The sequence below is a fragment of the Rhizobium sp. ZW T2_16 genome, assembly GCF_044987325.1.
Classification (GTDB): Bacteria; Pseudomonadota; Alphaproteobacteria; order Rhizobiales; family Rhizobiaceae; genus Neorhizobium; species Neorhizobium cellulosilyticum.
In genome coordinates this window covers 94,206-112,790 of the sequence record NZ_JBJDRG010000002.1, presented here as the reverse complement: position 1 = coordinate 112,790, position 18,585 = coordinate 94,206, and the positions used below count along the sequence as shown (strand labels likewise).

16 protein-coding genes are annotated in these 18,585 nt (G+C 60.0%); 5 read left to right on the top strand and 11 right to left on the bottom strand.

The features are described 5' to 3' along the window. Positions 1 to 125: 125 nt before the first annotated feature. Together ACI3K0_RS06025 and ACI3K0_RS06020 are read right to left on the bottom strand one after the other, a co-directional pair. Positions 126 to 1,280 carry an Mrp/NBP35 family ATP-binding protein gene (locus ACI3K0_RS06025; RefSeq protein WP_404945288.1) on the bottom strand — a complete coding sequence of 385 codons (1,155 nt, stop codon included), beginning with the start codon at positions 1,278 to 1,280 and terminating at the stop codon, positions 126 to 128. A gap of 350 nt (positions 1,281 to 1,630) precedes the next feature. Further along, positions 1,631 to 2,353: a LuxR family transcriptional regulator gene (locus ACI3K0_RS06020; RefSeq protein ID WP_148142894.1), complete on the bottom strand. Its 723-nt coding sequence runs from the start codon at positions 2,351 to 2,353 to the stop codon at positions 1,631 to 1,633. 369 nt (positions 2,354 to 2,722) lie between these two features. Between ACI3K0_RS06020 and ACI3K0_RS06015 the strand changes: the two genes are divergently transcribed. Further along, positions 2,723 to 3,604, top strand: a complete 882-nt coding sequence (locus ACI3K0_RS06015; protein ID WP_183823104.1) for an SMP-30/gluconolactonase/LRE family protein — start codon at positions 2,723 to 2,725, stop codon at positions 3,602 to 3,604. Positions 3,605 to 3,769: 165 nt separating this feature from the next. Continuing rightward, the gene (locus ACI3K0_RS06010; RefSeq protein WP_183823106.1) at positions 3,770 to 4,375 is read left to right on the top strand and encodes a PRC-barrel domain-containing protein; all 606 of its coding nucleotides are present in this window, start codon (positions 3,770 to 3,772) and stop codon (positions 4,373 to 4,375) included. An 87-nt stretch (positions 4,376 to 4,462) separates the two neighbouring features. Here the strand turns inward: ACI3K0_RS06010 and ACI3K0_RS06005 are convergent, their stop codons facing one another. Then, positions 4,463 to 6,499, bottom strand: coding sequence for an NADH:flavin oxidoreductase (locus ACI3K0_RS06005; protein ID WP_183823109.1), 2,037 nt, complete (start codon positions 6,497 to 6,499; stop codon positions 4,463 to 4,465). Between the two features lie 156 nt (positions 6,500 to 6,655). On the opposite strand from ACI3K0_RS06005, the gene ACI3K0_RS06000 reads away from it, so the two are divergent. Beyond that, positions 6,656 to 7,108, top strand: coding sequence for a hypothetical protein (locus tag ACI3K0_RS06000; RefSeq protein WP_183823110.1), 453 nt, complete (start codon positions 6,656 to 6,658; stop codon positions 7,106 to 7,108). 62 nt (positions 7,109 to 7,170) lie between these two features. On the opposite strand, the gene ACI3K0_RS05995 is transcribed toward ACI3K0_RS06000, so the two are convergent. Together ACI3K0_RS05995 and ACI3K0_RS05990 are read right to left on the bottom strand one after the other, a co-directional pair. Further along, entirely contained in the window at positions 7,171 to 8,526 is a 1,356-nt protein-coding gene (locus ACI3K0_RS05995; RefSeq protein ID WP_148142899.1) for a bifunctional diguanylate cyclase/phosphodiesterase, read from the bottom strand. A gap of 85 nt (positions 8,527 to 8,611) precedes the next feature. Continuing rightward, positions 8,612 to 10,291, bottom strand: a complete 1,680-nt coding sequence (locus tag ACI3K0_RS05990; RefSeq protein WP_148142900.1) for a response regulator — start codon at positions 10,289 to 10,291, stop codon at positions 8,612 to 8,614. 337 nt (positions 10,292 to 10,628) lie between these two features. On the opposite strand from ACI3K0_RS05990, the gene mutL reads away from it, so the two are divergent. Together mutL and ACI3K0_RS05980 are read left to right on the top strand one after the other, a co-directional pair. Beyond that, entirely contained in the window at positions 10,629 to 12,506 is a 1,878-nt protein-coding gene (gene mutL, locus ACI3K0_RS05985) for a DNA mismatch repair endonuclease MutL (protein WP_183824088.1), read from the top strand. A gap of 68 nt (positions 12,507 to 12,574) precedes the next feature. Further along, positions 12,575 to 12,808 (top strand): DUF2093 domain-containing protein, encoded by a 234-nt coding sequence (locus tag ACI3K0_RS05980; protein ID WP_183684976.1) that lies wholly within the window; start codon positions 12,575 to 12,577, stop codon positions 12,806 to 12,808. Positions 12,809 to 12,812: 4 nt separating this feature from the next. Here the strand turns inward: ACI3K0_RS05980 and lpxK are convergent, their stop codons facing one another. From lpxK to ACI3K0_RS05950, 6 genes are all read right to left on the bottom strand, one after another. Then, a complete protein-coding gene (gene lpxK, locus ACI3K0_RS05975; RefSeq protein WP_183823112.1) occupies positions 12,813 to 13,856 on the bottom strand; it encodes a tetraacyldisaccharide 4'-kinase in 1,044 nt (347 codons plus the stop codon). Positions 13,857 to 13,861: 5 nt separating this feature from the next. Next, positions 13,862 to 14,605 carry an HAD family hydrolase gene (locus tag ACI3K0_RS05970; protein WP_183823114.1) on the bottom strand — a complete coding sequence of 248 codons (744 nt, stop codon included), beginning with the start codon at positions 14,603 to 14,605 and terminating at the stop codon, positions 13,862 to 13,864. After that, positions 14,602 to 15,930, bottom strand: a complete 1,329-nt coding sequence (waaA, locus tag ACI3K0_RS05965; protein WP_183823116.1) for a lipid IV(A) 3-deoxy-D-manno-octulosonic acid transferase — start codon at positions 15,928 to 15,930, stop codon at positions 14,602 to 14,604. The genes ACI3K0_RS05970 and waaA overlap by 4 nt, the downstream gene beginning before the upstream one ends. Positions 15,931 to 16,092: 162 nt before the next feature. Continuing rightward, positions 16,093 to 16,329 (bottom strand): DUF4170 domain-containing protein, encoded by a 237-nt coding sequence (locus ACI3K0_RS05960; protein WP_148142905.1) that lies wholly within the window; start codon positions 16,327 to 16,329, stop codon positions 16,093 to 16,095. A gap of 60 nt (positions 16,330 to 16,389) precedes the next feature. Continuing rightward, entirely contained in the window at positions 16,390 to 17,190 is an 801-nt protein-coding gene (locus tag ACI3K0_RS05955) for a 3'(2'),5'-bisphosphate nucleotidase CysQ (protein ID WP_404945133.1), read from the bottom strand. 4 nt (positions 17,191 to 17,194) lie between these two features. Next, the gene (locus ACI3K0_RS05950; RefSeq protein ID WP_183823120.1) at positions 17,195 to 18,541 is read right to left on the bottom strand and encodes a TldD/PmbA family protein; all 1,347 of its coding nucleotides are present in this window, start codon (positions 18,539 to 18,541) and stop codon (positions 17,195 to 17,197) included. Positions 18,542 to 18,585 lie beyond the last annotated feature (44 nt).

The window sequence follows — 18,585 nt, the reverse complement described above, 5'->3', positions numbered from 1 at the left end:
CCGGACAGTAGACGGAAAATGGCGCTTGGAAGCCTTCTGCGCAAGGGCCTTGCGGCGATCGGCCACAAGCCCTCCCTGCATTAGGCGGTAACACCGCAAAAGAAAGCGCCAGAGCTGCGGCCGTCCTATTCGAAAACGATTGACGGCGCCTGGCGGCGCTTGCCTTGCGAAAGCTGCGCCCAGACCTTGGCGGCGATATCCTTGTAGATGCCTGAAATCTCGCTGTCCGGTTCGGCATGCACGATCGGCGTCCCGAGATCGGAGCGTTCGCGAATATCCATCGTCAACGGTACTTCGCCGAGGAAGGGAACGCCGATGCGGTCGGCTTCCGCGCGGGCACCGCCATGACCAAAGATGTCATAGCGCTTGCCGGTATCGGGGGCGAGGAAATAGCTCATGTTCTCGACGATGCCGAGAAGCGGGATTTCCACCTTGCGGAACATCGTCACGGCCTTGCGGGCATCGATCAATGCCAGGTCCTGCGGCGTGGACACGATCACCGCACCAGCGAGCGGCACCTGCTGGGCCATGGTCAGTTGCGCGTCGCCGGTGCCGGGCGGCATATCGACGACGAGAACATCGAGATCGCCCCAGGCGACTTCACGCAGCATCTGCAGAAGCGCCGACTGGACCATGGGGCCGCGCCAGATCATCGCCGTTTCCTCATCGACGAGGAAACCCATCGACATGGCCTTGAGGCCGTAGTTTTCCATTGGCTTGATCAGCCGGCCGTCGATCTGTTCGGGCCTGCCGGAAATCTTCAGGAGCCGTGGTACGGACGGTCCGTAGATATCCGCATCGAGAATGCCGACACGCAGGCCGTTCGCCTGCAGCCCAAGCGCAAAATTGACGGCAGTGGTGGATTTGCCGACGCCGCCCTTGCCGGATGCGACCGCGACGATCGCCCCAACACCGGGAACGCCGGCCTTCACGTTGCCCGGACCACGGGATGGACCGCCGGCGGGAGCATGAGCGTGCGAATGACCGTGAGCCGACGGCGCCGCAGCCTGCTGCGGTGCGGCAGACGCCTTTCGGTCTGCCGTCAATGTGACCAGCGCACCCTTGACGCCCGGCACGGACGTGACCGCCTTTTCGGCGGCCAGCCGCAAGGGCTCCAGTTCCTGAGCCTTATCTGCAGGCACGGTGATCGAAAAATAGACTTTGTTATCCGAGATGAAGACGTCCGACACCATGCCGCGGCTCACAAGGTCGCTTTCCAGATCCGGAACGCGAACCTTGCCGAGTGCTTCGAGCACCTGGGTTTTCGTTACATCCGGCATGTCTAGCTCCTGCTTGTCCTCAAGCGCATCCCGGCTTTTCGCCACGGCGCACATTCCTTGCTGCTATATAGGAGTTGCTGCCGCATACCGGCAAGATGAATAAAGCCGCTGTCTGGATGGCAGCCAATGGGCGCTCGATCCGGACAGCGGCTTTTTTCTTGGTCGCGTCTCTTGGTACGCTTTTGAAGTCCCCTCTGGACCTATTTCTAAGCAAGCATGAAACGTGCCAGTCTGAAAGAGGGTATTTTAGCACTTTTTTGCAGTAATTTTCAGAACAAACGACGTATAAGACGGCATTCCGCACTGCAGCAAACAGGGTTCGCACATCATTTGTGCAGATTAGCGAAAGCCTATTTAATCAGCCCTATGCGCAAAGCCTTGGCCACAGCTTGAGTACGATTGACGGTATCCAGCTTTTTGGCGGCGCGATTCAAGTAATGATTAACGGTATGTTCCGACAGGCCGAGGATATCGGCGATCTCGGCGCTTGTCTTGCCCGCTGCAGTCCAGGTCAGGCAATCGATCTCGCGATCCGTCAAAAGATCGGTCGCACGAACGTCCATGTTTCGGATTTCGGCAAGCCGGTCGAAGATATGGATCGCCGCAAAAGTCATTTCCATCAACTGCTGGCGATTCGGCTCGCTGCCCAAACCGCCGATCACAACCGCCCCCCTGGCTCCAGCCGGATCGTGGACCGGAATGCAAGCGCCGCGCACGATACCAAATCTGCCAAACACGGCAGCCATTTCCGGCGTTTCCGCATCGCGCTCAAGGTCGAAAGCGAATGGCACCGCGGAACGACGCAGCTGACGCACGACAAAGCTTGAGCGGATCATGCCTTCGCGATCGAAAAGCGAAACGAGTTCGGACGGCCAGTTATTGATGATAGCACTGCCGGACAGGCCCAACGCGGTTGCAGGCGGAAGGTTGAGAACCATGAAATTGCGAAAGCCGTAAAACTCCGCAAGCTTCTTGGTGAAACGGAAGACATCGAACTGGGTCTTCAAACCTGCAATCTCTTCGACATCGACGTCGAATGTAATCAGGTTGGCGGCCGTTTCCGTTTTGGACATTTTCTAACTTCTCTGTTCCGAATGCGCAGGATTGGCGGCGCAAGCACACGAATCATTCAGGTGATTTTCGGAGATCGCTCATTGGGAGAAAAGGCAAAAGTTGCAATTTCCTTGCATTTCTTCCCGCATCGCGTGTCTTACAATATAGGAGCTTCCACTGCAGACTTAAAAGAGATGTTAATTTTTTCCGCCATCAACCGTTTTATCAATACTGACAGGTACTCGTCTTAACAGAGTTCTCGCGCAGGCGACACGAGGGTGCAGGTTATTAGCTGGGGATGACGCATATTGCGCGGTCGGTGTGGACAGGGACGCCGCAATATGGCGAATAGGCAGCCGCGAGAACATCACGGTATCCGGGAGGAAAAGATGGCATCCGTTCATTCGTTCAAAGGCACGGTATTGTCTTCCAGCTTGTGCGAACTGGGTGAAGGGATCAGCTTCGAAGCCGAGACCAATACGCTGTGGTGGTGCAACATTCTCGGCAAGGCGCTGCATGCCCTCGATATGGCAACCGGCATCGAGAGCATCCATCCGCTTCCAGTGATGGCGAGCGTCGTTGCGCGGATCGATGCCGACACACAACTGATCGGCAGCGACAAGGGGCTGTTCGTCCGCAACCGGGCAACCGGCGAACTCGCACCGTATTGTGAACTCGAACCGGGCAATGACGGCAATCGTTCGAATGACGGGCGCGTACACCCCTCCGGCAGCCTCTGGATCGGTACGATGGGACGCACCGCTGCCGATGGTGCCGGCGCGATCTACCATGTCTCCCGAGGCGTGGTGACGAGGCTTTACGATGCAATCAGCATACCGAACTCCATCTGCTTTTCCCCCGATGCCGCAACGGCCTACTTCGTCGATACCCGCGGCAACCGGTTGATGAAAGTTGCGATCGATCCCTCAACCGGCCTTCCAGCGGGCCAGCCATCCGTCTTCATCGACGGCAGCGCGGACGCAGGCGGTATCGACGGGTCTATCTGCGATGCCAACGGCCATCTGTGGAATGCACGCTGGGGCGAAGCGGCGCTCGACCATTACGATGCCGCCGGAACCTTTATTCAGCGATATCAGTTGCCGGCCAGTAGAACGACCTGCCCCGCCTTTATCGGTAACGGCCGCATCGCTATCACTTCCGCCTGGGAAGGGTTGGACGCTGCCGGCCGCGCGGCTGATGCGATGGCCGGTGCGACATTCGCGGTCGATACCGGCGCAGAGGCCAAATACGATCCCTCCTATCGCCTCTGACGACCGAGGCGCGTCTCAAATCAAGACGTTCTCAGCGTAAAAAAACAGCATTCGGGGAACCAATGCTGTCCCTGCTTGTTTCCCTATCGAGCCGCAGCCGTGACGACTTCCCGGTCAAGGCAGTGGTTTTATGTAACAATAACAAATGGAAAAGGCAGGAACACCATGAAGAAGACCTTTGGAGCACTTATTGCGGCCGCCCTCATGACGTCCACCGCCCTTGCGCCGGCATTCGCCCAGACAAACAATGCTACGCCGGCTACCCCTGCAGCACCGATGGCGCCGGCCGAGACCAATACGATGGCACCGGCAGCCGGCTCGACGACATCCGCTGCGGCTGATGCAGCCTATCTGACCCAGCAGTCGGAAACCCAGGTCAGCGCCAATGATTATATCGGCAAGCAGATCTATAACGCCGGCGACGAGAGCATCGGCAAGGTCAACGACCTGATCCTCGAAGAAAACGGCGGCATCGTCGCGGCGATTGTCGGTGTCGGCGGCTTCCTCGGCATCGGTACCAAGGATGTCGCACTGCCGATGAGCAAGATCAGCATGACCCGCGACGCCGAGAAAAACGACGTACGCCTGACGACGACTGAAACGGCCGAAGCGCTTCAGTCCGCCCCGGAATTCAAGACTCTGGACGACAAGCAGGCTGCGACGGACGCAACCACGACATCGTCCACGACTACGACGCCGGCCACCCCTGCCACGCCGGCAGCCCCCGCAACGGGTGGCGATACAAACTCGTCGACGGCGACGAAGCCTTAAAGTTTGAAGCCCGGAACGAGCCATCCGCCACGTGTGATGCGATGAGAATGACAGAGGGCGGTGCCGCGGCGCCGCCCTTTCGTCGATCTAGAGAAGGGAACAGAGCCGTAATGCGTCATAGATGGCCGCATGGATGTTGCGGCTCGACACGGCATCGCCGATCCTGACGAGGTCGAAAGTGGCATCTTCAAGCTTGAGAGGCAGCGGGACGCGGCGGTCGATCAGGGCGCGGTAATCCACCGCTCCAAGATTTTTCGACAATGGCTTCAATGCAAGAAACAAGTCGGCATTGGCCGCGGTGCCGTGTTCCACCACCACCTGACCGACCTGACGCTCAACAGTCGCGGGCGAGTAATCCGAACCGAGAACGGCCGTCAGGCCATTGCCATTGCGCCGCACGGATTTAAGCCGTGTGTTGATCGTGACCTTTACGTTCTTGTCCGCGAAGTTCTTTGCATAGGGCACATGGTTCATGCCGCCCATTTCCGGGGCGAAAAAACGCTCGGGGGAGACCAGTTCCAGCTCCGCGCCGCTTGATGCGATAACTTCGGCCGCGCTCATGCCCGGATGGCCGCCATTGTCGTCGAAAAGAAGAACCGAAGCTTGAGGCTTTGCGGTACCCGCGAGGATATCCCAGCTCGAGGTAACCAGATCCTCACCCTCCTCCAGCTCGGGCAATTGCGCGAAACCTCCTGTCGCGACAACAACAAGGTCGGGATCGAGCGACATGACGTCATCCGCCTCGGCGTAGATGTCGTAACGGATTTCCACACCGAGACGTTCGAGTTCCGACAGGCGCCAATCGATAATGCCGATCATTTCGCGCCGGCGGGGATTGCGGATGAGAAGATTGATCTGGCCGCCGGCCTCTCCCGTGGCTTCGAGCACTGTCACCGAATGCCCCCGTTCTGCCAGAACCCGCGCCGCCTCCAGCCCTGCCGGACCGGCGCCGACGACAACGGCGCGCCTTACCTCATGTGCAGGAGCGATATCATGAGATATCAGCGCCTCGCGGCCGGTCGCCGCATTGTGGATACAGAGCGCCTCGCCGCCTTCGTAAATCCTGTCCAAACAGTAGGTCGCACCGACACAGGGGCGGATACGCGCCTCCTCTCCGCGCATGATCTTCTGGACGATATGCGGATCGGCGATATGGGCGCGAGTCATGCCGACCATATCGAGCTTGCCGTCCGCGATCGCGTGGCGGGCGGTTGCAACGTCGGCGATGCGGGCCGCATGAAAGACCGGGAATTTCGTCGCCGCCCTCACCTCGCCGGCAAAATCCAGATGCGGCGACGCGCGCATGCCCTGGATCGGGATGACATTGTTGAGATCGGCATCGTGATCGATATGGCCTCTGATGACATTGAGGAAATCGACATTACCGGAGGCGACCAGCCGCCTTGCGATCTCGATCCCCTCTTCGCGTGAAAGGCCCTTCTCCCAGTCCTCGTCCGTCACCAGCCTAATGCCGACGATGAAATCCGGTCCCACCGATTTTCGGACAGCCTTCAGCACCATGTCGGAAAAGCGCATGCGGTTTTCCAGCGAACCGCCAAACTCATCCTCCCGCTTGTTTGTGGCGGGCGACCAGAACTGGTCGATCAGATGGCCGTAGGCCTCGATCTCGATCCCATCGAGACCGCCTTCCTTCATGCGAGCAGCGGCATCGGCATAGTCGGCGACGATCCGCTCGATATCCCAGTCCTCCATTTCCTTCGGGAAAGCGCGGTGGGCAGGTTCGCGGATCGGAGAGGGTGCGAGGACCGGAAGCCAGTTGCCCTTGTTCCAGTTGGTGCGCCGGCCGAGATGGGTAAGCTGGATCATCACCGCCGTGCCAAGCTCATGACAGTCGTCGGTCAACCGCTTCAGCCACGGAACGATCTCGTCCTTGTAGGCGAGCAGATTGCCGAAGGCGGGCGGGCTGTCGACCGAAACGCTGGCCGACCCCGCCGTCATCGTCATGGCGATACCGCCCTTGGCCTTTTCCAGATGATAGAGCCGATAGCGATCCTTAGGCATCCCGTCTTCCGAATAGGCCGGTTCATGGGCTGTCGACATAATGCGGTTTTTCAGCGTCAGATGCCTGAGCTGAAACGGCTGTAGCAGCGGATCGTTGGACATCGAAATGGCGCACTCTCGTTCGATCGAGAGGGGATCATCGCCGAGGAGCGGGCTTCCCGCGACAATCAGAAGCGCCGCGGGATGTCTGTAAAACGGCAATTGCCGTCATGAGCTACGGTTGTTAGAAAATTCGTGATTATTTGTGCGAGCCCAATTATGAACTCTATCGATCAAGAGCGAGCATTTTCTGATAAGATCGACTGCAAATTTCCATACCTAGATACTTCCAAGGCTACGGCACTCGTCGCGGAAGCATTGTCCATTTCCCCAAATGCCGCATTTTGTGTGCTGTACGAAATCCTCGCCCCGCCACATTCGGAAAAGGTGCCAAAACAAAGACAGCGGGAATTGCTGGCCACCTGGAGTGAGCTTGCGAGTTTTCCCCTTGCTGTTCCCATCTCAAACATGGCCAGTCACGTGATTGATGGTAGAGAAGTGTCCACAAAACAGGCGCTAAGCTTGATGCGCGAAGCAGCGGCAATCCAAGGACAATACGCGGCTTTAACGGTGATATCTCACCTCGCATATGCGGGAAATGAAAACCTCGACTGTGATGCGGTGGATACTTTGGAGCGAGAAATTCGGATGCGATGGGATGCGTCTATATAACCACACCGGATCGAACCCTGCCTTTGCGGCAAAGTCCAGCTCTCAAGCGAGCTACGCGCGCCTCAGATCCGCTCGATCGCCATGAAGTCGTGGTAGTGGTCCTGCAGGTAGCGCAGGGTCGCGGCGCCATCCACCGGGCGGCCGTAGTGGTAGCCTTGCCCCATGCCGCAGCCGAGTGCGCGCAGCATGTCGACATCGGCCTGTTCCTCGATGCCTTCGGCAACGACTGCGAGATCCAGCCCCTGGCACATGGCGATGATGGCGCGCACGATATGTTCCGACGCGCGGTCTGAGGTGATGCGTGAGATGAAGGCGCGGTCGATCTTGACCTTGTCGAATGTGAAGTCGCGCAGCCGGCCAAGGCTGGACTGGCCGGTGCCGAAATCGTCGAGCGAAATGCGCACGCCGCTTGCTCGCAATTCCGAAATGATCCGCTGGGCGGTATCGGCCGATGTCATCACGGCTGTTTCGGTGATTTCCAGTTCCACGCGCCGCGGATCAAGCCCGACGCGCGACAGCGTCGAGAGGATGTTGCGCGATGTGCCCGGATCCATGAGCTGGGCGGAGGACAGGTTGAACGACAGGAAAAGCTCGCGCGGCCATGAAAGTGCAGCCTCTGCCGCTTTGCGCAGCAGCGTATCCGACAATGCATCGATAAAGCCGCGCTCTTCGGCCAGCGGCACAAAGACGGCAGGCGAGACGAAACCGAGATCGGCATCGCGCCAACGCGCCAAAGCTTCGAAACCCACCACCACGCCGTCGCGGATGCGCACGATCGGCTGGAAATGCACATCGACCGCATCTGTGATGATTGCGTTGCGCAGTGCCTGCTCGATCTGCGTGGCACGCTTCATTTCCTGGGCAATTTCAGTGGAATAAACAGTGATCTGGGCGCGGCCTCGGCGCTTGGATCGGTAGAGGGCCGTTTCGGCGCTCTTCAGCAGGTTTTCGAATTCCTCACCTGCGAAAGGATAGATGGCAAAACCGAAGGATGCCGAAAGGCGAACATTGCGGTCGCCCAAATCATACGGAGCGGAGAGCACATCCTTCATCATCTGACCGATGCGCTCCGCCCCTACCCGCTCGAAGACAAGAGGAAGGACAAAGGCGAATTCGTCGCCATCGTGGCGTGTTACCGTCGCGCCATCGGGCATGCAGGCCTTCAGACGATGGGCAACCTGGCAGAGAATTTCGTCACCCGCCTCCGAGCCGAAAAGATCGTTGATGGGCTTGAAGCCGTCGAGATTGGCGATGCAGATGGCAAAGGGGGCCGGGTCGTCGGCGCGTTCGGCTGCAAGCAGGCGCACCTTGTCGCGCAACCGGTAGCGGTTGCCCAGGCCCGTCAACGGATCGCTGTAGGCCATGGCCTGCAACTCGTTCTGGCTGACGTGCGGCAATGGGTTGCCCGCTAGCTTCATAAAAAATCCTGCTCATCGAAACGAGCGAAGGATGAGGGACAAAGATTAAGAAACTCTGCTGATGTATCAGCTTATGCCAATATGGTCACGAAACGGGCCAGGCTTCAGCTGCTATCTCGTCTTCGTCCGAAAGCAAATACCTCTGGAATACCGCATCCAGTGCTTCCGGGCTGATCGGCTTCAGGATCACATCGTTCATGCCGGCCTCGATGCAGGCCTCGCGATCACGATCGAACGCTTGCGGCAGGACAGCGATGATCGGCACCGCCTGAACTCCGTCCTCAAGTGCACGGATCGCCGCAGACGCTTCGAAACCGGTCAGTTTCGGTAGCGTTACATCCATGAGAACAAGGCGCGGCGAATGCTCGCGCCAAAGGCGGACTGCCTCTTCGCCATCGGTCGCCAGAACGTAGCTATAGCCAAGTCCTTCGATGATCTGTGAAAAGACGATCTGATTGACTTCATTGTCCTCGGCAACAAGGACATCGATACTATCGTCCTTCGAGACCGGCGCGAACGACGGCTCGTCGATTGGCGGCAATATGATTTCATCAACGGGTTTGCGCAGTTCGGTGGCGATCCGAACCGGCAGGCCGGGCCCGAAAGTCCCTTCTTCGACACGCAGTGCCGTTACGCCATAGGCTTCGGCGATCTGCTTCAACTCGGCCGGCATACGGGCATCGATGACGACGATGTCGATGCGGACATCGGCTTCGGCCGCGAGTTGAAGAAACAGGGTGAGTTCCTCGGCGTCGGCTGCGGCTGAAACATCGGCGGCCTGGCGGGAAAGGACATCGATTGCCTCCGCCACCGTGTCGGCGAAACGGCTTACAACGAGTATCTTTGCGCCAGCGACGGCGGAGAGCGGGTCGACGGCCGAGCTCGAAACGGCGCTCCGGGTCATGTCGATCGGAACAAAGCCGGAGACCCATTCGCTCGATTGCTGCGACAGATCGGTACGGACGCCGGCAACAACCGACGACACATCCTGCTTGACGGTTACAAGATAATAACGGCCGGGCTTGCCGATCCGATATTTGTGGACGATCGTCAGTGCGGTCGAACCATCAGGGCGGGTGATGTGCTCGGGGAGCTGGATCGGGTCGCCAGTCTCATAGACATGCTGGTTGATCGGCGCAAGACGGTCTTCGAAGGCCCTGGAATTGATGTCGGAACCCTTGTGACCAAGGATCGCATCGGCGGGCAGATCGAGGAAATCGCAATTGGCCTTGTTGACCGCGACGAAGGTGGCGTTGCGGTCCTTGACGCTGATCGGGAAAGGCAGGTTGTCGAGAACTTCTTCAGTCACCTGGACGCGTTCGGTGTCGAGTCGCCACTGCTCCTCGCGCTTCTTCTGTTCGGAGACATCCTTGATGACGCAGACGCCGTAGCCGGAAGGAAGACGGCGCTTGACGACACTCAGCCAGCGATCGGGACCGGGACGCTCCAGGCTTTCAGAACGCTCCTTCCACAGACCGGCAATCTGTTCGGCAACCCAATCCTCGCGATTGAGCGCACGGCGATAATTGTGGGTGTCGGCGACAAGGCGGATACCGGCATCATACATGGCAGCGAGAAGATCGCGAATACGGGTTCCCGGCACCAGCAGACGGGGCTGTACCCGTGTGATGCTCGCGATCTGCTGGCTGGCAAATACGACAAGATCGTTCCTGTCGTAAAGCAACACAGCCGCGGACAAGCCCTCGGCCAGTGCTTCCAGAATGGCAGTCTGAATGTTCGGATCCGCCGCGTCCAAATCATTCATGGATGAAACTCCGTATGCTTTCGGGACGGCTTTCGGCCACTCCCGGTCAGCCGATTCAACGTACGATCGGCAAAACTTCCTTCACGCTCGTCAATGGGAACATGCTGGCTGCAAGTCATCAACGAATGACCAGATTGTTGTGGCGGTGCCCAGCTGGCCGCCACTCCGGTCATTCGCGAAGAGCAGAGATGCTCTCCCGGATTCATCCAATTTCTCACATGAACCCTAGCCCGTTTACCTTAAGGCCGGATTAATGGCGTTTCCCATTGAGACGATTGCCGAGGATAATCCTATTGCAGCACTTTCCTCCGGCCGCAGAATCCCCGAAAATGGCGACATGTCTGTAAAGCTCCTGCCTGAAACCCTGATCAACCAGATCGCCGCCGGCGAAGTCATTGAACGGCCCGCCAGCGCGACAAAGGAATTGATCGAGAATGCGATCGACGCCGGTGCGACGCGTATCGAAATCGCCACGGCCGGCGGGGGCAAGAGCCTTGTCCGCGTCACCGACAACGGATCGGGCATGGATGCGGCAGATCTGGAACTGGCCGTGCGCCGCCATTGCACCTCGAAGATCTCGACGACGCTCAACGATATCCACACGCTCGGTTTCCGCGGCGAAGCGCTGCCATCGATCGGTTCGGTCGCGCGGCTGACGATCACCAGCCGCCGCCACGGCGATCCGTCCGGCTCGCAGGTTTCGGTCAATGGCGGTGCCGCGATCCCGGTCAAGCCGGCGCCGGCCAATCCCGGTACGGTGGTCGAGGTGCGCGACCTGTTCTTTGCCACCCCTGCCCGGCTGAAATTCATGAAGACCGAGCGGGCGGAGGCGGCAGCGATCACCGAAGTGGTCAAGCGCATGGCCATCGCCTTCCCGCATATCCGTTTCGTGCTGTCCGGTTCCGACCGCTCGACGCTGGAATTTGCCGCCACCGGTGACGACCATCTTGCCCGCATGGCGCAGATCCTCGGCCCGGAATTCAAGGAGAATGCGATCGAGATCGATGCCGGGCGCGAGGATGTGTCGCTGTCCGGTTTCGTCGGCGTGCCGACCTTTCACCGCGGCAACTCGGCGCATCAGTTCGCCTTCGTCAACGGGCGGCCGGTGCAGGACAAGCTGATCCTGTCTGCGATCCGTGGTGCCTATGCCGAACAGATGCCGGCAGGGCGCTATCCGGTCGCGGTCCTTTCGATCGATCTCGATCCCGCCTTTGTCGACGTCAACGTGCATCCGGCGAAGGCCGACGTGCGCTTCCGCGACCCGCAGCTGGTGCGCGGGCTGATCGTCGGGGCCATCCGTCAGGCGCTGCATCGCGAGGGTGACCGTGCCTCGACCACCGGGGCCGCTGCCATGCTGCGCGCCTTCCAGCCCGGCTCTTTCCAGCAGCCTTCCGCTCAACCGGGCTTTTCCGAGGGCTCGGGTTCAGCTTTCCCGCAGCGTTCCTATTCGCATTCGGCTTCTGCGCAGGCAAGCTGGTCCGCGTCTTCTTCGCCTTCAAGACCGCTCGATCTCGATATCGCAACCGCCTATGCAGCCCGCCCGGTCCAGTCCGGTTTCGACGCCTTTGCCGCGCCGACGGCTCGCGCCGACACGAGTGCGGAAACAACCTATACGCCTGAGACAACCGCCGCCGGTTACCGGCTGGGTGCTGCCCGCGCGCAGGTCCATGAGAACTATATCGTCGCCCAGACCGAGAAAGGTCTCGTGATCGTCGACCAGCATGCGGCACATGAACGCCTGGTCTACGAGAGCCTGCGCAAGGCGCTGGAAAATGACCGCCTTGCCTCGCAGGTGCTGCTGATCCCGGAGATCATTGACCTTCCGGAAGAGGATTGCGACCGGCTGATGGTGCATGCAACGGAACTCGACAGGCTGGGGCTTGCGATCGAGCGTTTCGGTCCGGGCGCGGTTGCCGTGCGCGAAACGCCAGCCATGCTCGGCGAAGTGGATGCGAGCGCGCTTGTCCGCGATCTCGCCGACGAGATCGCGGAATGGAATACAGCGAGCGGCCTCAGGAACAAGCTCGAATATATTGCCGCAACGATGGCCTGCCACGGATCAGTCAGGTCCGGTCGGCGGCTGAAACCAGACGAGATGAATGCGCTTTTGCGCCAGATGGAGGCGACACCCGGTTCGGGAACCTGCAACCATGGGCGGCCGACCTATATAGAACTCAAGCTTTCTGATATAGAACGGCTGTTCGGGCGGAGTTGAGAAGCGCTCTGGTAATCGTAATTGGTTCGGGGTAGAGGGGACCGATGTTTTTTCGCAGGAGACGAGTGATGAACCGGTTTGAGGGAAGCGGCTTTCGCGAGGCCAAGATCCGCTATCTCGACGGCGACTACCAAATCCTGAGCGCCGGCTCCTACGTCACCTGCGCCTTGACCGGCGCGCATATCCCGGTCGACGAACTGCGTTATTGGAGCGTTGCAAGGCAGGAAGCCTATATCGACTGCGCAACCTCGCTCGAAGCCGAAAAACGCGCCGGAACGCTGCCGAACCAGCAGGTGGGCTGAACGATCAGCCCTTGGCCGCGCCCTCGCGCAGCCGTCTTTCGCGGAAATTCCTGAATGCCGCCTCGATCATGGTCGAAGGACCATTGGGATCGTCGAAGACCATGTCGATCTCGACGATCTTCGATCTCTCCAGCAGCGTGCGGGCCGGGCCGGAATGGCCGGCAAGGCGGGCGGCATCCTTGGCCGTAGTCGCCAGTACCAGGTCCTCGCGCTCGGCATCGTCGAGCAGCGACTGGATCTCGTCCCCGGTGAAATAATGATGATCCGGAAAGGAGCGGGTCGTCGAGATCAGCCCGCCGATGGCGCGGACGGTGCGGTAGAATTTTTCCGGATCTGCTATTCCGGCATAGGCCAGCACATTCTTGCCCGACAGGCTGGCATCCGGGCGCGGCTCGATCGTGGCGACATGGATCGCTTTGCCGGCACGAGCTGCCTTGCGGACAAGCGCATCCGCAGCTTCGCCATTACCAACCTTGAGGATGGCAGAGAGCTGGTGCATCTGTTCCTTTATCGGAGCGCGAACCGGGCCACCCGGCACAAGATGGCCATTGCCGATGCCTCTTACGCTATCGATCACCACAAGAGCGAAATCCAGATGCAGGCGGGCACTCTGGAAACCGTCGTCCATGATGATCAGGTCAGCGCCTTCCGCGGCCAGTTTTCTTGCGCCATCGACCCGCTTGCGCGAGATTACCGTCATGGCTTCTGCCGCCAGAAGCAGCGCCTCGTCGCCCACCGTATCGGCACGATGGCGATCGCGATCGACCAGCGTGGTCACATCCAGCGAGCCGCCATAACCGCGGCTGAGGAAACCGGGTGTGTGGCCCATTGCCTTGGCAGCCCTTGCGAGCGCGATCGAGGTCGGGGTCTTGCCGGCGCCCCCAACTGTAAAATTGCCTACACAGATCACAGGTATCGGGGCAGAAGCGCGCCTAGCCGTGCGCATCCTTTTACCCGCAACCGCGCCATAGATGGCCGAAAAAGGTGACAGCGCATAAGCGCGCCAATCGGCCTTTTCCCACCAGAAGGGCGGCGCTTCGGAAACCATCGCGGCTAATCCCCTACGGAAACCGCGCCGGGCGATGCGGGGGCAAAGATGACGTCGGGAAGTGCGGTAATATCGTCGAGACAATGGTCGGCAAGGGCGGAAAGCGTCTGACGCGTCCCCGTGCCGGTCAGGACGGCAAGGTTGAGCCCGGCACCTGCGGCACGGCCCATATGCATGTCGTGATTGTTGTCACCCACCATCGCGACTTCCGCCGGCTGAAGGCCGACGGCCTTGCAGAAGGCGAGCATCATGCCCGGCTGCGGCTTGGTGCCGAAACCGCTGTCGTAACCGGCGATGAAATCCACATGTCCGGCAATGCCGAAGCTTTCGGCCATGCGGCGGATTGCCTTCTCGTTGTCGCTGGAGGCGATGCCAAGCTTCAAACCACGTGCCTTCAAATCCGAAAACACGGAAAGGAGATCGGCGACCGGCACGGAAAATTCCGCCGCACGGAGGAACAGCGCATCCAGTTCGCGGGTCAGCTCATCGACATCGAGCGGCGAGCCGGCCGTGACGAAACCTTGGGCAATCTCGGCGGAATTACCGGCGGCGAGCAGGCTGTCGGCTTTCGTCTTGCCCGTCTCCGGGTCCATGCCGCCGGCGGCCAGCAGAACGGGTTCGAGCGCTGCGTTTCCGGCTGCAGCGATGCGTGCAGCCTCCCGGTTTACCGGTCCCCAGCTTTCGTCGTAACGGATAAGCGTACCGTCCTTGTCGAACAGGATGCCCGCGATCGCGGGGGGCGGGCTCACCGACCGGTTCCGGCAGCCGCGACCTTCGGCTGCAGGCGTGCCGTCACGGTCAAGGGATTGAGATAGGGTTCGAGCGCCTTGACGGTCTTGGCGAGTGCACCGCGCAGGTCTTCCATCGCATCGGCTCCGGCTTCCACCATCCTGGCCCGGGCGTGATCGGTAATCAGCAGGTAATGCACGGCCTTGGCCAGCATCTCGACATCCTTGACTACTCGCGCCCCACCTTTGCGGACGAGATGTTGATAGGCATCACGGAAATTCTGGATGTTCGGGCCGGTCAGCACGGCGCAACCGATCATTGCCGGCTCCAGGGGGTTCTGACCGCCTTCATTGGTCAGAGATCGGCCCACAAAGGCGATTTCGGTCAGGCGCAGGTAAAGCCCCATTTCGCCTATGGAATCGCCGAGGAAAATATCAGTCTCAGGCGTAAGTTCGTCATTGCGCGAACGACGTGCAACAACTAGGCCCTCTTCCTTAAGCATGGTTTCGATCGCATCAGCCCGGTCGGGATGGCGCGGCACGATGATGGTCAACTGGCCATTCTTCGGCTTCAGCGCCCGGTGAACAGTGGCAGCAGCCATTTCCTCGCCATCGAAGGTCGAGATCGCCGCCCAGGTCTTGCGGTCGCCGATCTCTGCCTTGTATTTCGCCAGCAGCAACTCGTCGCAGGGCGGCGGATCCGTGTCACTCTTCAGGTTGCCGGAGACGATGACCGGCCATGCACCGAGGTCACGGAAGCGTTCTGCATCGAGATCGGACTGGGCGACGACGAGCGCCATCTTGTCGAACAGCGCCTCAGCCACCTTGGCGTGGTTGCTCCAGCGCGCGAAGGAGCGATCCGAAATGCGGGCATTGACCCGGATCTGCGGGATGCGGCGGCGCGCGAGTTCAGCGACGGTTGTCGGCCAGATTTCAGATTCCGCCGTAATGCAGGCATCCGGCCGCCAATAGGCGATGAAACGCTTGATCGGGAATTTAAGATCGATCGGCACATATTGATGGATGACCTCATCACCCAGCCGAGCGGCGACAAGGGCAGCTGAGGTGACAGTGCCGGTAGTCAGCACGACATGGATTTCGCGGCGGCGCAGTTCACGGATCAACGGCAGGATGGAAAGGGTTTCCCCGACGCTTGCCGAATGAACCCAGACCAGCGGCCCACGAGGACGCGGCTGGCTCGCATAACCCAGTCTCTCAAGTCGTCTTGAGCGGTCTTCCTTGCCTTTCATCGCCCGGCAGGCGAGATAGGGGCCGGCCAAAGGATAAAGCGCTACGCCTGCAAGGCGATAGCCGGCAAGAGCCATGCGAGCCACAGCACCGCTCATAGCCCTCGCTCCATATCCCTGCCTAGCGCCATCAATACCTCACCCCTGGAGCGATAATTTAGCTCGTCTTACCTGCTTCATAAATGCGTCAAAAAAGCGAGCTTCAGGTCAAGTGCGCCCTAACCTGAAGGACTATCATATTTCTGGCGCCTTGTGTCAGGCCTACTTGATTTCAGGATCCAGAAGGCGGTGCATGTGGACGATGAAATAGCGCATCTCGGCATTGTCGACAGTCGACTGCGCCTTTGAGCGCCAGGCGGTCAGCGCTGTTGCGTAGTCGGGATAGATGCCAACAATGTCGAGGGCAGACAAATCCTTGAACTGCACGCCGTCCAGGCTCGCAAGTTCACCGCCAAAAACCAGGTGCAGGAGCTGCTTCTTTTCGCTCGATTGCGTCATTTCCAAATCCGTCCATTTCTTGACTAGAAGCCCTTCCTCTGCGGCATTCCGTCACAAAGGTCAACCCGCTGCACCGGTCACAAGATGGGGCAGAAGCACATGGCGCGCATGGCGGGTTCCGGCCACCAGAACGCCGTGACGGACGGTTTCGCGATTGTAGATCAGGGGTTGGTCATCAAGCCCGGTCAGCGCACCGCCTGCACGCTCCAGTATCAAGTCGGCAGCGGCCAGATCCCAGTCATGGCTGTCCTTCTTCACGATCGTCCCATCGATGCGTGCATCGGCCACCATCGCCAGCCGATAAGCGAGCGAGGGAACGTGGCTGACGCGATGGATTGCAAGCTCGGGCTGCAGCTTTTTGACGATCTTCTCGTCCGCGGCCAGCACCAGTTCGTCAACCTCCACCTCGGATCGGACAGCGATAGGTGCGCCGTTCCTCAAGGCCGGACCTTCTGCCGCGGCCTGGTATTCCTGCTGCAGCGCCGGCGCGACGAGGACGCCCGCCACCGGGCGGCCCTTGTGGACAACCGCGACGGATACACACCAGATCGGTTCTCCGGCGATGAAGGCGCGGGTGCCGTCGATCGGATCGACAACGAACAGCGTCTCACAGGCCAGCCGGGCGCTGTCGTCGTCGGTCTCTTCCGAAAGCCAGCCATAGTTCGGGCGCGCCTTCAGAAGAAGCGACTGGAGACGATCATTGGCGGCAAAGTCGGCGGTGCTGACCGGCGAGCGGCCCTCGTTCTTCCACCAGACTTCCGGCGATTGCCGGAAATAGCCGTTGGCGATCTCACCTGCCTGCCGGGCGGCATCGAGGATGAGGTCGAGATCTGCGCTCCAGTTTTTGTCGGAGGAAACCATGGCGTCAGCTTCCCGCCAGCGTCATGCCCTCGATCGCGATGGTCGGCGAAGCGACACCGTATTTGCGGTCGATATCGTTTGCCAGCGTGAGACGCATGAACATGTCCTTGAGGTTGGACGCGATCGTCACCTCGGAGACGGGGAAGGCAAGCTTGCCGTTTTCGATCCAGAAACCGCTGGCGCCGCGCGAATATTCGCCGGTGAGCATGTTTACGCCTTGGCCGATCAGTTCGGTCACATAAAGGCCGGTACCCACCGACGCGATCAGTTCCTCCGGCGAGATATCGCCCGGTTCAAGCGCCAGGTTGGTAGAGGCCGGGGTGACGGAGTTACCGCCGCGCACGCCACGACCATTGGTCGGCAGGCCGAGTTCGCGGCCGGTGGAGGTCGACAGGAACCAGTGCTTCAGCACGCCGTCCTCGATCATCGTCATCCGCTCGCCGGAAACACCTTCGCCATCGAACGGACGCGAGGATGAACCGCGGACGATCAGCGGATCGTCGGTGATGTTGAGACCAGCCTTCAAAACCTGCTGGCCCATCCTGTCACGCAGGAAGCTCGTCTTGCGCGCCACGGATGAACCATTGATGGCGCCGGCGATCGTGCCTACGAAACCACGCGCCATGCGCGGATCAAAAACGACGGTGACATTGCTTGCTGTCGGCACCTGGCGCGGATTGATACGAGCAACCGCACGCTCGCCGGCGCGCCGACCGATCAGATCCGGCGCATCGAGATCGGCGTTATAAAGGCGACTGTCGAAATCGTAGTCGCGCTCCATCTTCGTGCCTTCGCCTGCAATTGCGCTGACGGATCGGCCGAAACGCGTGGCCATGTAGCTGCCGGAAAAGCCATGCGAGGTGACGAGAACCATGCCGCCCATGCCCGCAGAGGCGCCGGCGCCGGAAGAATTGGTGACGCCATTAACGGCCAATGCAGCAGCTTCGGCAGCAAGGGCTGCCTCACGCAATGCATCGGTCGGCACATCGGTCGGGTCAAAAAGGTCGAGATCCGGATAGGATTTCGCCAGCCGGTCCGCATCCGCCATGCAGACGAAGGGGTCTTCGGGAGAGACCTTCGCCATGGCGACGGCGCGTTCCGCAAGCGTCTTCATGTCGAAGCCCGGATTGGCCGACACGCTGGCAACCTTCTGGCCGACAAACACGCGCAGCGAAAAATCGTCGCTTTCCGATGATTCAGTTCCCTCGACCTTGCCGAGGCGCACCGAGACGGAGCGCGAGCGCGAGCGGACCACGACTGCATCGGCCGCATCGGCGCCTGCCGCCTTCGCCAGGTCGATTAGTTCAGAAGCACGGGATAAAAGCTGGGCGGAATCAATTTCAGAGCTCATATTTGCAAGCCTTTCGTTCCTGTCCCATTTATTGTGAGCGCTTC